The organism is Corallococcus praedator (assembly GCF_003612125.1).
Lineage (GTDB): Bacteria > Myxococcota > Myxococcia > Myxococcales > Myxococcaceae > Corallococcus > Corallococcus praedator.
On sequence record NZ_RAWI01000231.1, the window covers coordinates 1 to 15,208 of the forward strand.

Genomic DNA, 15,208 nt, shown 5'->3' on the forward strand with positions numbered 1-15,208 from the left:
GAAGGGGAGGGTCGCCTGCTTGTCTGCTAACCTGGGGAGGAACTGACGGTCCGGAGACTTCAGTGGGGCTCGTGGGGGGGCGTGTCCCGGAAGAAAGACCTCTTTTCTGGGACGCGCCGGGCAGCGCGGACCGCCATCCCTGATTAGCTTTTTTCGCAGTCCCTGCCGTCGTGCCCATTCACCGTTGGGGAGCGTCTGTCCTGAACCCGGTTCCACGCTACGAAGCGCTGTTCAAGGCGGGTGACCTGGAGGGGGCCCGCCGCGAGGCCACGCAGGTGCATGAGCGCAACGCCCGCGACTGGCGGGCGATGCTCACCCTGGCCCGGCTGGCGCTCGTCGACGGCGAGGAGGCCCTCGCGGAGTCGCTGCTGCTGGGCGTCACCCGGGCCGGCGCGGGCGAGCAGCGGGAGTCGCGGCTCGTGGGTGCGGCGCTGCACACGCGGCGCGGCGAATGGAATCAGGCGTTGGAGCTCTACCGCGCGCTCGTCGCGGAGCCCTCGCCCCCCACCGAGGCCTTCTTCGGCCTGGGCTACGTGCGGGTGGAACAGGGCGACGCGGCGGCCGCGCACGCCGCGCTCGCGCACGCTGTCTCGCTGGAGCCCCGCGTGGCGCTGCACCACTTCCAGCTGGCCCGCGTGCTCTTCCTGCTGGACCGCCTGGAGGAGGCCTTCGCGCACCTGGAGCTGTCGCTGCACCTGGACCCCTGGCACGCGCCCAGCTACCTCGTGTTCGCGCGCGCGCTGGAGGCGGGCGGAGAGCTGGAGGCGGCGGAGGACCTGCTGCGCCAGGGGCAGAAGGCGGTGCCGGACGACGTGGGCCTGCTCAAGGCGCTGGCGGATGTGCGGCTGGCGCGCGGCAACGTGCGGGGCGCGGTGTCCGCGGCGGAGGCGCGCGTGCGCGTGGAGCCCGAAGGCGTGGCGGCGCTGGGGCACCTGGCCCGCCTGCGCGTGACGGAGCGCCGCTTCCTGGAGGCGCTGGAGCTGTGCCACCAACTGGAGGCGCGGGGCATGTCCACCGGGCTCAGCCGCTCCGTGGAGGCGCTGGTGTTCGAGGCGCGCGAGCCGCCGGACGTGGAGCGCGCGCTCGCCGCGTGGCGCGAGGCCGTGCGGCTGTCCCCGGACGACTGGATGCCCCCGTGGCGCCAGGCCCTGCTGCTGCTGCGTCAGGTGGAGGACGGGCCCCCGGAGGCCGTGCTGCCCGCGAGGGCGTTGCTGGCGGAGGCCCACCACCGCGCGCCCCAACGGCCAGAACCCGTCCTGGCCCTGGCCCGCGTGGAGGCCCGGCTGGGGGCTCGGGAGTCCGCGCGGGAGCGGCTGGTGGTGCTCCTGCGCCATCCCTCGCTGGAAGACGACTGGCGCGCGCAGGCCGAAGCGCTGCTCACCGAGCTGGGCTGAAGCGGGCCGCCGAAGCAGCCCCGGCTCACGCGGCGATCTGCTTGCGTAACAATCGCGTCAATTCCGCGGGGTCCACCGGCTTGGGCAACAGCTCCGCGCCGTAGCGGATGGCCACGGGGATGAGGTCGTCCAGGTCCGAGTGCCCGGTGAGGAAGATGAACGGCGCCTGGATCTCCTGCAGCTCACGCATGGCGATGAGCACGTCGGAGCCGTTCATCTCCGGCATGTTGTAGTCGCACAGGATGGCGGAGACGCCCGACAGGTCCAGGTGGAAGGCCTCGGCGGGTGACTGCACCGTCAGCACCGTGTAGCCCGCACTTCGCAGGACGTCCCCCACGGTCGCGAGGACGAAGAGGTCATCGTCGATGACCAGCACGCTTGGCATGAGGTGGCCCTCCAGCGCCGGTGCGGCGCGGCGATGTCTCAAGTGTATCCAAGTCCGGCCCGCCGCGCGCACCCTCCCCACCCAACAGGTTCGCTGGGTCGGGAACGCCCCCGTCCTGCCTCAGGGCTTGGGCGCGGAAGGGATGAGGATGAGCTGTTCCTGAGGTGGGTTGAGGTACTCGGCGCCGGTGTCGGTGACGACGGCCATCTCCTCCACGGAGAGGATGCGCAGCGCGTCCGGGCTGCTGCCGTCCTTCCACGCGAAGAACCCGTCGAAGGCGAACACCTGACCGGGCTGCAACGTGCGCAGCGCGGAGCCGGTGGCTGGCTTGCCGGACTGCGCGCCGGAGAGCGCCGGGCCGGCGTCGTGGGCCCAGTAACCCACGGGATGGCCGGTGCCCCACATCACGGGCTCGGAGCCCGCTTCGCGCATCCAGTCGCGCTGGGCCTTGTCCACGTCGTAGCCGCGCGCGCCGGGCTTCATCGCCGCCAGCGCGATGCGGCTGCCCTTCTTCGACTTCTCCCACTTCGCCAGCGCCTCGGCGGGGGCCTGCTTCTCTCCCGGGGCCAACACGTAGGCGAAGCGCTGGATGTCCGTCACCCACGTGTTGCCCACGCGGATGCCGAAGTCCGTCTGGATGAAGTCCCCCGCTTGGATGACGCGGTCGGTGGCGTTCGAGTGTCCGCGCGTGGGCCCGCTGTTCACGTTGGGGTTCTGATCCGGCTGCCACCCGTCGCCCACGCCCAGCTCCGCGATGCGCTTCTTGAGGAAGCGCGCCACGTCGGAATCGCGCGTCCTGCCCGGCACCACCGTGCGGTACGCCTCTTCCTCCAACTGCGCGGTGAGGGCCGCGGCCTTGCGCATGATGTCCACCTCTTCCGGCAGCTTCACCGACAGCCACTCGGAGACGAGGTCCTCGGAGGACACCAGCCGCTTGCGCAGCGCCGGGGTGAGCGCCGCCTCCAGCTTCGCGCGCTGCGTGGCGGACAGGCCGTCCGCGATGGACATCCGCTCCGAGGAGTTGATGGCCACCTTCGCGGGCTTCGCCTTCACGAGCCGCGCGGCGACCAGCGCGAGCACGTCCGCGCCCCGGTCCACCGGCACCACCTCATCCACCACCGCCATGTCCTTGAGCGCCGTGGCTTCACCCACGGGGGACAGCGCCACCGAGCGCAGCGCATCGCCGTCGCGAAGGAACAGGAACGCGGCGGTGCCGCCCGCGTTCTCCCCGCCGACGTGCGCGGCGAGCGGGTCGTTGTCGTTCTCACGGCACAGCACCACCCACGCATCCACGCCCGCGCGGGCCATGGCCTGGGGCAGCAGCTTCCGCAGGCGCTCCTTGCGCAGCCGGGGCCACGCGCCTTCCGCGGCGGGCACGGCGGGCGCCGCATGGACCAGCGAGGCGGACAGCAAGGCGGAGAGCAGGACGGACCGGACGCGCATCATGGGGCGTGCTTCCTGGGTGGGGGAGGGCGCCCAGTGTTTCACGGCCGCGCGCCCCTGGAATCCATCGACGCGCTGGCCGCCTGGCTGACCGCCCTGATGCGCGCCAGCGGAGGCCTCCTGGTGCCTGGCCTGGGGGTGGGCGTCTGGGGCATTGGCCCGGCCCCACCCGAGGGCCTTCTTCGCACGTCTTCACGAGCGGCGGGCACAGGGGTCGCTTAGAGTGGACCCATGGCAAGAACGGCACCCCGCAAGTCCCCGGCGAAGGCGAAGAAGCAGCCCCCGCGCCCGACCGCGCCCGCGAAGCCCTCGGCCCCGCCGGCGAAGGCCCCGGCCCGGCCGGTGAAGTCCAAGGTGGAGCCCCGCGCGGAGCCCCGCCGCGCCTCCGCGTCGGCCCCGAAGCCTCCCGTGCTGGAGGCCGAGCCCGTCTTCGAATCCGAGCCCGGCGCCGGGCCCGTGACGGACCCCCGGGAGGACGACCGCAAGCGCCTGCCCGCGGGCGAGCCCAAGGGCCGGGTGCTGCCCTTCGAAATCGACCCCGCGCAGCTGGAGGCGGGCCTCAAGAAGCTCCAGGGCGAGCTGGTCCACTGGACCAACAAGGGCCGCTACACGAAGGTCCGCTTCAAGTTCCGGGGCAAGCAGCTGCTGCCCGACCTGCCCCTGGCCGCCGTCGTCGCCGCCGAAGGGCTCACGTTCTACTGGGGCGGCATCCTGCGCATGCTGGTGGCCAACGTCGTGGGCCGCAGCGTGTTCGAGGTGGAGCTGGTCAACGACGCGGACAAGCGCGTGCAGGCGGGCCGCGAAGCGCTCCTGTCCGGCGACGTGGACCAGGCGCTCACGCTGTTCCGCGAGGCCCTGGCCATGGACCGCGACAACCCCTCCGCGCACCTCAACGTGGGCGTGGCGCTGAAGCTCCGCGGCGACCGCGAAGGGGCCCTGGCCGCGTTCGACCTGGCGAAGAAGAAGGACCCCGAGGGCGGTGTGGGCGCGGAGGCCGAACGGCTGTCCGCGAGCCTCCGCCCCAAGGCCTGAAAACACGCGTCTCGCGGGGCTGAAAACGCACCGCCCGGGTGTTGAATCCCAGGCCCTGGAAAGGCCTCTTCCGCCCCCTGGAACCGGGCGGGCGGGCAGCCAGGGTCCATGCGCCCTGTTTCCCCTGTTGACTGAGGGAAATCCAGGGGTTACGAACACTCTCCCATCGGGCGGAGCCCCCCACGTGAGGGGCCCGTCCGCACCTTCCAGAGCCCATGGCTGACGACACCACCGACACGCCGGCAACGCCCTCCGCGCCCCCTCCGTCGAGCGGCGCCGGAGAGCTCATTCCCATCAACATCGAAGACGAGATGCGCCGTTCGTATCTCGACTACTCGATGTCCGTCATCATCGGCCGCGCGCTGCCAGACGTGCGCGACGGCCTGAAGCCCGTGCACCGTCGCGTCCTCTTCGCGATGAATGACCTGGGCAACCTCCACAACCGCGCCTACAAGAAGAGCGCGCGCGTGGTGGGTGACGTCATCGGTAAGTACCACCCGCACGGCGACTCGTCCGTGTACGACGCCATGGTGCGCCTGGCGCAGGAGTGGAGCCTTCGCTACCTGCTGGTGGACGGCCAGGGCAACTTCGGCTCGGTGGACGGCGATTCGCCGGCCGCCATGCGTTACACCGAAGTGCGCATGGAGCGACTGGCGGAGGACCTCCTGTCGGACATCGACAAGGAGACCGTCGAGTTCGGGCCCAACTACGACGACTCGCTGGAAGAGCCGCTCGTCCTGCCGGCCAAGTTCCCCAACCTCATCGTCAACGGCAGCAGCGGCATCGCGGTGGGCATGACCACCAACATCCCGCCGCACAACATGACGGAGGTGGTGTCGGGCACGCTGCACCTCATCGAGAACCCGGACTGCACCGTCCGCGACCTGATGGAGTTCATCAAGGGGCCGGACTTCCCCACCGCGGCCATCATCACGGGCCGCGAGGGCATCATGCGCGCCTACGAGACGGGCCGGGGCTCCATCCCCATCCGTGCGCGCACGGAGATTGAGACGAACAAGAAGGGAGACCGTGAGGCCATCATCGTCACGGAGATCCCCTATCAGGTGAACAAGGCGCGCCTCATCGAGAAGATCGCCGAGCTGGTGCGCGAGAAGAAGCTGGAGGGCATCAGCGACATCCGTGACGAGAGCGACCGTCAGGGCATGCGCATCGTCATCGAGCTCAAGCGCGACGCCATCTCCCAGGTGGTGCTCAACAACCTCTTCTCCATGACGCAGCTGGAGACGACCTTCGGCGCGGTGATGCTGGCCATCGACGGTGGGCAGCCTCGCACGCTCAACCTGAAGGAGATGTTGGACCGCTTCATCGCGCACCGCCGCGACGTCGTCACGCGCCGCACGCGCTTCGAGCTGCGCAAGGCGCTGGCGCGCATGCACATCGTCGAAGGCCTGCTGGTGGCGCAGGACCTCATCGACCTGGTGGTCAGCCTGATCCGCGCGTCCCGCGATCCGGACGAGGCCCGCTGGGGCCTGATGAACATCCTGTCGCCGGAGCTCTACACGCGCGAGCACTTCAAGGACCTGCAGCGCATCGACTACGCGCAGGCCAAGGCGCAGATGGAGCTGCTGGTCAGCCGCGCTCGCAACGAGGAGCCGTCCTACGGGGGCCTCGCGCACAAGTACGAGGGCGCGGGCTTCAGCGAGGGCCAGGCGCAGAACATCCTGGAGATGCGCCTGCAGCGGCTCACCGGCCTGCAGCGCGAGGAGCTGTTCCGCGAGCTGATTGAGCTGGCGCGCGACATCATCCGGCTCCAGGACATCCTGGCCAACGAGAGCAGCCTGCTGAGCGTCATCAAGGCGGAGCTGATGGAGATCCGCGAGCGCTACGGTGACAAGCGCCGCACGGAGATCTCCGGCGCGGTGGACGAGTTCACCAACGAGGACCTCATCGCCGAGGAGACGATGGTGGTGACGCTCTCGCACACGGGCTACGTGAAGCGCTCGCCCCTGTCGGAGTACCGGGCGCAGAAGCGCGGCGGGCGCGGCAAGACGGGCGCGGGGACGAAGGAGGACGACTTCGTCACCAAGGTGTTCGTGGCCAGCACGCACGCGTACCTGATGCCCATCACCACCAAGGGCAAGCTGTACTCGCTGAAGGTGTACCAGATTCCCCAGGGCAGCCGGACGTCGCGCGGCAAGGCCATCGTGAACCTGGTGCAGTTCGGTGAAGGCGAGCGGCTGGCGCAGGTGCTGGTGACGCGCGACTTCCCGGAGAACCGCTACGTCTTCTTCGTCACGAAGAAGGGCGTGGTGAAGCGCACGGACCTGAGCGCGTTCGAAAGCGTGCGCGCCAGCGGCATCATCGCGCTGGGCATCGACGAGGGCGACGAGCTGGTCGGCGTGATGATCACCGACGGGACGAAGGACGTCCTGCTGTCCACGGCGACGGGCATGAGCATCCGCTTCCCGGAGTCGGACGTGCGCTCCATGGGCCGTCAGGCCTACGGCGTGAAGGGCATCACGCTGGAAGAGGGCGACGAAGTGGTGGGCGCGGACCTGGTGGAGCCGGAGGCGAAGGCCCCGGCCCCGGCGGAAGGCGAGCCCGTGCCGGAAGGCGAGCAGGCGCCCGCGGTGGCGACGGACAGCGCCATCCTCACGGTGACGGAGAACGGCTACGGCAAGCGCACGCAGGGCGCCGAGTACCGGCAGCAGGGCCGTGGCGGCAAGGGCATCATCGACATCAAGACCACCGAGCGGAACGGCCGCGTGGTGGGCGTGGTGCAGGTGAAGGACAGCGACGAGGTGATGATCGTCACCAACGGCGGAATGCTCATCCGCATGAAGGTGAAGGAGATCTCCGTCATCGGCCGCAACACGCAGGGCGTGCGCCTCATCGCGCTGGAGAACGGCGAGGAGAAGGTGATGGCCATCTCCAAGCTGCCCGAAGGCGAGGAGTCGGAGGAGGAGACCGAGGGCGGTGACGCCACCGCTCCGGTGGACGCGGCGGCCGGGGGTTCCACGGACGCGGCGCCGGTGGAGGCTTCCTCGGACTCGGACGCGACGCCGTTCGATGACGCGGCGGATGCTTCGGGTTCGGCGGACTCGGCGGGTTCGGAAGACGAGCCCGGCTCCGAAGGCTGAAGTCGGTAGCTCGGTGTGATGTTCCGGAGGGTCGGGAGCGGGGGCGCGAAGAGGCGCCTTCCGGGTCCCGGCCCTCTTCGTTCGTGAAGGGCTACTTGCGCGTGAGGTCCGCGGGCACCTTGAGGCCGGAGGTCTTCTCATCCAGCCAGACGATGTGCATGACCCACCAGCGCTGGCCGTCGTTGAAGACCTGGATGCTGTTGACGCCCTTGGCGATGACGGGGCCGTCCGGGGTTCCCCGCGCCTCGTAGGTGCTCATCACCTGGACCAGGTCGCCGTAGCCCAGGGACTGACGCTGGGTTTCCTTCTCGAAGAAGCCCTGCGTGGAGGACGCGCCGGTGGCCAGGGCGATGTACTCCTCCGGGGTGAAGGGGCGCGCGTGGAGCCCGGGAGCGGTCGGGCTGTGCACGAGCGGCACCAGCGTGGCGCCCGGGTAGAAGAGGGAGCGGAAGCGCTGCCAGTCGCGAGGCGTGCCCCCCGGGCCGCTGATGACGTCGTAGAGGGCCTTGAGGAGCGAGTCGATGGACTTCACGTCCTCGGGCTTCGGCGCGGGAAGCTGGGCGAGTCCCGCCTGGGTGCGCTCGAGCACGGCCTTGCGCGGATCCGGCTTCGTCGCGGCGGGCGCGGTCGGCGCGGCCTTGGACGCCGGTGCTGTAGGCGCGGCCTTGGGGGCAGGGGCGGCAGGGGCCTGGGCGAAGGCGGACGAGGCTCCCAGGAGGACGGCACAGGCGACGAGCAGGCGCGACATGGGGACTCCCTGTGACAGGGGAAGAACGCGGCGGCAGCCTAGCCTTCCTCGTGGCGGGGTGGGCTTCCCGCGAGGTCCTTGAGGTGGGTGCCGCACTGGCTTCAGGTGGCCTTCCACGCGATGGCTCCTGGAACGGATGCGGTGGTGGCGGAATCGCTCAAGCAGCCTGTTTCTCAGGGCCGGGGCTGGCGCGGCCCGTGGAGGTCCAGCGCCTTCGCCTGGCTGTCGTTGCTCTTCGTGCTCTGGGCCTTCTGGGGTGCCCCGCAGAGGCCTGCCTGGATTGCTCAGCACCTGTCCCTGCTCGCTCTGGTTTTCTCGCTCCACGTCACGGTGTGAGCCACGCGTCCGTGGCCATCGTGGAGCCCTTCTTCCCGCCGCGGGCCGTATCAGGCGAGCGTCCGGCATCGCGCAGCCCGTGGGACGCGGCGCTTTGCCCGGCCGGACGCGCACCGTAGTGTGGCCACCGTCATGCCCCTGCTCTCACTGGACGCCCTCTCCCTGACGTACCCCGGTGCCACGTCCCCGGCGGTGCGAGACGTGTCGCTGGCGTTGGAGCCGGGCGAATCGCTGGCGGTGATGGGCTCCTCCGGCTCCGGCAAGACGGCGCTCCTGCGACTGGTGGCGGGCCTGGAGCGTCCCAGCGCGGGCACCATCACGCTGGAGGGCCGCGTGCTCGCGGGCCCGGCTGCGTTCGTCCCCCCGGAGCAGCGCCCGCTGCGCCGCGTGCTCCACGACGGCGAGCTGGAGTCCGGTCTCACCGTGCGCGACGTCGTGATGAGCGCCCAGCCGAAGGGCGAGGGCGTGGCGCACGCACGCGGCCTGCTGGCGCTGTTCCAACTGGAGGACCTGGAGTCGCGCGCCTGCGGAACGCTCTCCCGGGGACAGCGGCAGCGGGTGCTGCTCGCCCGGGCGCTGGCTTCCGGGGCGAAGCTGCTGGTGTTGGATGAACCCTTCGCGGGGCTCGACGCCGGACTGCGCGCCGCGCTCCTGGGCGAATGGCGCCGCGTGCTCAAGGCCCGGGGCACCGCGGTGCTCTTCGCCACGCACGACGTCGCGGATGCGCTGGCCTTCGCGGACCGGCTGGTGCTGCTGCGCGGGGGCACCGTGGAGCAGCAGGGCGCGCCCGAGTCCGTCTACGAATCCCCGCGCACCGCCTTCGCCGCGTACTTCCTGGGTGGCACCAACCTGCTGCCGGGGTCCGCCTTCGGCCGCGTCGCGCGCACGGCGCTGGGCAACCTGCCGCTGAACGCGGACGCGCGCGGTCAGGTGATGCTGTCCCTGCGGCCCGAAACGCTGAAGCTGACGCCGGACACGGACGGCGTGGCGGTGGGCGGCGCCCTGCGCGCCGAGGTGCTGGAGCGCGCCTTCCGGGGTGCGCACGTGGACTTCACCGTGTCCTGCGCCGGCATGGCGCTGGTGGTGCGCTCCTCCCCGGCGTCTCCGCTGCGCGAGGGCAGCCGTGCCCGGCTGGAGGTCGCGGGCCGCGCGGAGGTGCTGGAAGAAACGGCTGTTTGACGCCTGCCTGCACACCGGGCGTGCGAGCACCGGGCACGGGAAGTGCAATCACCCGGGCCCCCCATGCGTAGGGAGGGGTATGAACATCGCAGGCCTTCGAGGAATGGGAACCCGCTTCTTCCAGTACGTCCGCGACCCGAAGGTGGGGACGTGGCGCAAGCTGGCCGGGCTGCTGGCTGTCCTGTACTTCGTGTCGCCGGTGGACGCGGTGCCGGACTTCATCCCGCTGTTCGGCTGGCTGGACGACCTGGGCGTGCTGTCGGCGGCGGCCCTCTTCATGGTGCGCGAGGTGCAGCGCTACCGCCCCGGCGCGCCGGACGCCGTCCCCGGGGACGGGCTGCCGCGCGACGAAGCGGGGCAGCCTCGCGTGCCCACGCTGCGTCGGCACGGCTAGCGTGTCACTCGCCGCCCTTGTTCTCGAAGTGCACGAAGTCGATGAGGAACGTGGCGGCCACGACCAGCGTGCGGACGTGGGCGTCGTCCAGCCCGTTGAACTGGACGCCGAAGTTGTCGGCGTCCGTGAACATCTCCTTGCCGAAGCCGCTCCACTTCTTGGCGATGGTGCCCACGTCGCGGCCCTGCTGCTGCACGTGGAACGTCCACGGCTGGAAGACCGGGCCGCTCAGCTGGGCCAGCTCCTCTTCGCGAGGCCCCAGCACGTCGTAGGCGCGGGCGAAGAAGCGGAAGCGCTGCTGGATGGCGCCCAGGTGGCGGCCCTGGCCGTCCTCCACCTCCATCCGGGACAGCCAGAAGCGCCACGGTCGGCGCAGCCGCAGCACCGTCTCCCCGCGCGCGTCCTTGAGCTCCATGGTGAAGGGGCGCTTCGCCTTGAGGAAGCTGCGCAGGAGGAACAGCCCCACGCCGCCGCCCACCTCGCCCGCGAAGAAGAGCGGGCGCCCGTCGTCGCCCACCACCTCGTAGCGGTTGCGGCCCTCGAAGCCGGAGAGGATCTCCCCCCACTCCTTCACCTGCCGCACGCGCAGCGCATGCTCACCGCTCAGATGGGTCAGGGCCTGGGATTCAACGGGCATGGACGGCTCCGGGACGGCGGAAGGAAGAAAGGGGACGGCCTGGCGTCAGCCTAGAACCGTCCGAGCATCGTCAGGCCCATGCCTCCGTGACGGCCCATGGCCGCGGGAACGATGGACACGGCCGGGGCGTCCGGCACGTCGAAGTTGCGCGTGAGGAACGTGGTGGCCGCGAGCCCCGCCACCGCGCCCGCGGCGGTGCCCACGAGGTACACGTCCGAGTCCGCGTCATCACCCAGCAGCAGGAACAGGGCGCTCAACCCCGTCAGCCCGCCCAGGATGCCGCCCGAGTCGATGAGCAGCATCCGCCCCCGGGAGACGTCCAGGTTGCGCGAAATCAGCGCGAAGGTGAGCAGGCCCGCGCCCACCACGCCCTGCTCGATGGCGAAGAACGCCTGCGTCTCGTTGCTGTCCTGCGTGGCCAGCAGGAGCCCCGCGACGACGCCCGCCCACAGGCCACCGGAGTTCGCCAGCGACACCTGTCCCGCGGTGGGCTGCGCGAACTGCGCGATGAGGACGCCCAGGCCGGTGAAGCCCACCGCCCCCACCATCACCGACGCGATGGCGTTGTCGCCGTCCAGGTCGAAGGAGCCGATGGACGACAGGCCATAGCCGAAGCCCCACACCGTGCCGGAGTTGATGGCCGCCGCCTGTCCCGGCGTCAGCCCGTTCTGCGTGAGCAGCAGGGCCGCCGCCGCGCCCGCGCCGCCGCCCAGCAGCGACACCGCCACGTACGCGCGCGAATCGTCACAGCCCGCGATTTCGCACAGGAGGATGCCCTGGGTGATGCCGTGCACCGTCTGCACGATGGTCAGGGAGGCCCGCGCCCCGCGCGACGTGTCCTCCGCCGACATCAGCACCACCGGCCGCGCCAGCGTCTCCTGCGCCAGCTTGCCACCGGGCGTCAGCCGCGCCCGCGCCAGCCGCGCCAGCTCCGGCGCGTACGGATGCTGGGGACACGCCTCCAGCACCCGCTCCAGCGACTCCACCGCCCGCGCGTCCTCGCCCCGCACCAGCGCATCGAAGCCAGCCACGTAGTCGGGCTCCGCGGCGCACGCCTCCGGAGGGCCTTCCACGAGCGGCGGAGAAGGCATGGTCCGGAGCACGGCGGAGTCGGGAGGCACGGCGGGGGCGTCGTCGCGCGTGGGAGGAGACCCGGGTTGCGCGGCGACGAGGACGGCCAGGACGAAGGGCGCGAGGAACATGTCCCCGCCACCCTAGTCGACCCCCGGGGAAAGACGGGAGTGCGGGACCCCGGCATTCCGTCTGGGAATGCCGGGGCCGGAATTGACACCGCGCAGCGGGCTACCGCGTCGCGAGCGTCTCCACGTGCTGACGGAGCGCGTCCGTGTCCGCCAGTCGCCCGTCCAGGCCCGGCAGCGGCTTCGCGGCCTGCTCAATGCGGCCCCGCGTGCGGGGGCCCGCCGCCACCAGCCACGCCACGCCCAGCGCCAGCTCCGCCACGTCCGGGGCCTGGGTGAGCTGCGAGGCCAGGGCCAGCAGCGCGTCCACCGCCTTCTTCACCTGCGCGCCGTGCAACGGATGGCTGCTGGTGATGCCCTCGCGCAGGAGCACCAGCAGCACCCGCGCGGTGGCGCGGGCCTGGCGCACGGCTTCCGGACCCTCGCCCGTGCCGGCCCAGAGGCCGTTCGCGAGCTGCCGGCCCAGCACACTGCCCACGTCCTCGGCCGCGAGTCCCCCCACCGACTCGGCCACGGAAAGCACCCGGGACTCCTCGGCTTCGTAGAGGGCTTCGAAGGCTTCGGGCGGGGCCTCCGCCTTGTCCTTCTTCTGCTCGCGGCGGGCCCTGTCCGCCGACGGCGCGGCCGCCGACTTCTGCGGCATCGCGGCGGAGACGAGCCGGCCCAGCAGGCCGCCCTTCTTCTTGGCGGACTCCCGCTCCTTCGCCGGAGCCCCGCCGCCGAAACCATCCCGGGCCTCCGCCTGGATGGGCATGGGCGCGGACATGGGCGCGGGCGCGGACACGCTCGGGGGCGGCGGCGGCATGGCGCCGCCGCGGGACACCGCCGACGGAGGGGTGACACGCCGGACCGGGGTGGTCGGACGCGTGATGCCTCCGGGACCGGCGGCAACGGGCATCATGATGCCCGACCCCGTGACGGGCTCCGCATCATCGTAGTCGCCATCGACGTCCTGCGGCGGAGCGAGGCCGCCCTCCTGCTGGCCCTGCTTGAACATGTTCCAGCCCGCGGGGGCGTTCACCGGCACGACGCGCGTCTCCGGCGTGCCCGACGCGCGGCGCTCACCCTGGCGCTCCTCCACCACCACGAAGGACGTGTAGCGCGTGGCGAGCTGGTGCGTGAGGGCCAGCTGCACGATGCGCTCCTTCATCGCCTCCGCGCGCCGGCCCACGAGCCCCGCGTCCAGCCAGCCCCGGATGCGCTCGGCGGCCCACAACTTCTCCACCACCGGGCGGTCCGACAGGGCGGGCAGCTCCAGCCGCACCGTGAGGGAGAAGGGCTCCCGGCCCGAGCGACCCTTCAGTGTCACGCTGCCGGTGCCGGCCTGCGCATAGCGCCCGAACAGCGTCCAGGGCGTGCCGTCCACCAGCGGCGGCAGGGTGGCCGGAGCCAGCTCACTGGCCTCCACGCCGTCGAAGCGCACCTCCAGGTCGGTGACGCGCGGGGCGAGCGCCTTGGAGAACTGCGCCACCACCTTGTCGTCGATGCGCTCTCCCGGGTGGATGAACTCCACCGCGCCGTCCGTGCGCCGCGCCAGGTCGCGCAGCAGCACGTCGCTCACGTTCGTCCCGATGCCGAACGAGAACACCCGGCCCGACCCGCGCGCGGCGAGCACCGCTTCGAGGATCTCCCCCTCGTTGCCCACCTGACCGTCCGTCAGCAGCACCACCACGCCGTCCGGCGCGGCCTTCATCGCGGCGACGAGCGGCTCCAAGAGCTGCGTGCCGCCACTGGCCCGCAGCCCCGCGACCCACGCGTCCGCCTGCTCCAGCGTGCGCTGGGTGAACGTCACCGGCGCCGGGGTGAAGGTCCGGAAGCTGTTCTCGAAGGCGATGACGTTGAAGCGGTCACCCTCGCGCAGGTGGCGCAGGCACAGCCGGAGCGCGGCCTGCGCCTGGGGCAGGCTCTCCCCGTCCATGGAGCCGGAGGTGTCCACCACGAACACCACCTCCTGCCGGGGCGGCGCCGCCGCGAGGTTCAGCAGGTCCGGCACCACGGTGAGCGCGAACGTGCCCGGCCCTTCCGCCTTCCGGTGGGTGACGACCGGCGTGAGCATGACGTCCGGGTTGGCGTTGCGCAGGTTGAGCACCACGTCCCGGTCCAGCGCCACCTCGGTGCGGCCCTTGTGCGCGGGATCCGGCTTCAGGCCCACGCGCAGGCGGGTGCCTTCCCGCGTGATGTCCAGCGCGTGCGACGGACTCTCCACCACCACCTCATGGCCCACGTCGATGAGCAGGCTCATCCGCAGCCCGTAGTCCACGTTCCCGATGGGCGGGGAGATGCGGTCCGCGTCCGGCACCCGCGTCGTCGGGGCCGCGCTGCCGTGCGCCGTGCGGTCCCCCTGCGCCGCGCCGGGCATGTAGCGGGGCGCCACCAGCGTGGGCAGCATCCAGCGCACGCTGCCCTCCTCCGCGGTGAGGGCCTGGAGGAACTCCACCTCCACCAGCGTCTCCTCCCCGGGCAGCAGGTTGCCCACCTGGGCGGTGAAGACGTTGGGGCGCTCCTGGTCCAGCAGCGCCGCGCCATGGCCTTCGGTGATGGCGGTGTCGTAGGTGCGGAAGGCCTCCTCGCGCTCCTTCACCACCCCCGCCACGCGGCGGCCCGCGCACGTCATGGAGAAGGCGCTGAGCGTCGCGTCCGAGGGCAGCGGGAAGGTGTAGACGGCCTCCACCGGCTTCTTCTCCTCGTTGCGGTAGCGCTGCGTCACGCGCACCCGCGCATGTCCCCCGAGCAGCTCGCCGGAGACTTCCACCCCTTGCAGGGGCACCTGGGCCCCGTCGCGCGTGAACAGCCCACACTTCGCCTGCTCGTTCATGACTGCTTCCCTTCTTCGGATTCCTCGATGAGGGCGCGCACCCGCTCGGCCAGCGCCCGGACCTTCGCTTCAGCCTGCTCCGACACGTGCAATTCCAACCCCGGCGCCAGGAGCCAGCGCTGGTAACGCGCCACCTCCACCGTCGGGTCTTTTCCCGGACTTCTCGCCAGCGGCTTCGGGGGCGCCTCCGGCAACGGCGCGGGCAGCACCGGCGTCTCCGACAACCGGCGCAGCTCCTCCGGCGACAGTCGCAGCAGCTCCACCTGGATGGCGTCCAACGGCAGGAAGCGCGCCTGGAGCACCCGGATGGCCTTGAGCCGCACCAGGTGCTCCTCCCCGTACACCGTGTCCGGCCCCTTGAAGGGCGGCGCGGGCAGGAGGCCCCGCTGGACGTAGTAGCGGACGGTGCGCGGCGAAACGCCCACCGCCTCCGCCAGCGCCGTCAGCTTCCACTCGGTCTGTGTCATGGGCGTGCTCACAGACCGAACAGTAGGTTGTGACAGTATTGGTGTCAAGTCGTCAGTGATGATTTGGCAGTTGTGGTG

13 protein-coding genes are annotated in these 15,208 nt (G+C 71.3%); 6 read left to right on the forward strand and 7 right to left on the reverse strand.

What is annotated here, in order from left to right; genetic code table 11:
- The first annotated feature begins 170 nt into the window (after window positions 1-170).
- Window positions 171-1,394: a tetratricopeptide repeat protein gene (locus D7Y13_RS26010; RefSeq protein ID WP_233595849.1), complete on the forward strand. Its 1,224-nt coding sequence runs from the start codon at window positions 171-173 to the stop codon at window positions 1,392-1,394.
- Between the two features lie 25 nt (window positions 1,395-1,419).
- Here D7Y13_RS26010 and D7Y13_RS26015 read toward each other — a convergent pair whose 3' ends face one another.
- Window positions 1,420-1,779: a response regulator gene (locus D7Y13_RS26015; RefSeq protein WP_120536397.1), complete on the reverse strand. Its 360-nt coding sequence runs from the start codon at window positions 1,777-1,779 to the stop codon at window positions 1,420-1,422.
- 120 nt (window positions 1,780-1,899) lie between these two features.
- A complete protein-coding gene (locus D7Y13_RS26020) occupies window positions 1,900-3,225 on the reverse strand; it encodes a M24 family peptidase (RefSeq protein ID WP_120536396.1) in 1,326 nt (441 codons plus the stop codon).
- Window positions 3,226-3,453: 228 nt separating this feature from the next.
- On the opposite strand from D7Y13_RS26020, the gene D7Y13_RS26025 reads away from it, so the two are divergent.
- Window positions 3,454-4,254 carry a tetratricopeptide repeat protein gene (locus D7Y13_RS26025; RefSeq protein ID WP_120585254.1) on the forward strand — a complete coding sequence of 267 codons (801 nt, stop codon included), beginning with the start codon at window positions 3,454-3,456 and terminating at the stop codon, window positions 4,252-4,254.
- A 215-nt stretch (window positions 4,255-4,469) separates the two neighbouring features.
- Entirely contained in the window at window positions 4,470-7,355 is a 2,886-nt protein-coding gene (gene gyrA, locus D7Y13_RS26030; protein WP_120585255.1) for a DNA gyrase subunit A, read from the forward strand.
- Between the two features lie 91 nt (window positions 7,356-7,446).
- Here the strand turns inward: gyrA and D7Y13_RS26035 are convergent, their stop codons facing one another.
- Entirely contained in the window at window positions 7,447-8,103 is a 657-nt protein-coding gene (locus D7Y13_RS26035; protein WP_120536393.1) for a nuclear transport factor 2 family protein, read from the reverse strand.
- 120 nt (window positions 8,104-8,223) lie between these two features.
- Here D7Y13_RS26035 and D7Y13_RS26040 point away from each other — a divergent pair, with 120 nt between their 5' ends.
- From D7Y13_RS26040 to D7Y13_RS26050, 3 genes are all read left to right on the forward strand, one after another.
- A complete protein-coding gene (locus D7Y13_RS26040; protein WP_147444458.1) occupies window positions 8,224-8,439 on the forward strand; it encodes a hypothetical protein in 216 nt (71 codons plus the stop codon).
- Window positions 8,440-8,571: 132 nt separating this feature from the next.
- Window positions 8,572-9,618 (forward strand): ABC transporter ATP-binding protein, encoded by a 1,047-nt coding sequence (locus D7Y13_RS26045; protein ID WP_120585262.1) that lies wholly within the window; start codon window positions 8,572-8,574, stop codon window positions 9,616-9,618.
- A gap of 103 nt (window positions 9,619-9,721) precedes the next feature.
- Complete coding sequence (locus D7Y13_RS26050) at window positions 9,722-10,012, forward strand: YkvA family protein (protein ID WP_233595850.1); 291 nt, start codon at window positions 9,722-9,724, stop codon at window positions 10,010-10,012.
- Between the two features lie 4 nt (window positions 10,013-10,016).
- Here D7Y13_RS26050 and D7Y13_RS26055 read toward each other — a convergent pair whose 3' ends face one another.
- The 4 genes from D7Y13_RS26055 to D7Y13_RS26070 all read right to left on the reverse strand — a co-directional run bounded on the left by D7Y13_RS26055 (window position 10,017) and on the right by D7Y13_RS26070 (window position 15,142).
- Window positions 10,017-10,649, reverse strand: a complete 633-nt coding sequence (locus D7Y13_RS26055; protein WP_120585257.1) for an LURP-one-related family protein — start codon at window positions 10,647-10,649, stop codon at window positions 10,017-10,019.
- Between the two features lie 50 nt (window positions 10,650-10,699).
- Window positions 10,700-11,851, reverse strand: coding sequence for a hypothetical protein (locus D7Y13_RS26060; RefSeq protein ID WP_120585258.1), 1,152 nt, complete (start codon window positions 11,849-11,851; stop codon window positions 10,700-10,702).
- A 100-nt stretch (window positions 11,852-11,951) separates the two neighbouring features.
- A complete protein-coding gene (locus D7Y13_RS26065; protein ID WP_120585259.1) occupies window positions 11,952-14,663 on the reverse strand; it encodes a VIT domain-containing protein in 2,712 nt (903 codons plus the stop codon).
- Window positions 14,660-15,142 (reverse strand): MerR family transcriptional regulator, encoded by a 483-nt coding sequence (locus D7Y13_RS26070; protein WP_120585260.1) that lies wholly within the window; start codon window positions 15,140-15,142, stop codon window positions 14,660-14,662. The genes D7Y13_RS26065 and D7Y13_RS26070 overlap by 4 nt, the downstream gene beginning before the upstream one ends.
- Between the last annotated feature and the right edge of the window lie 66 nt (window positions 15,143-15,208).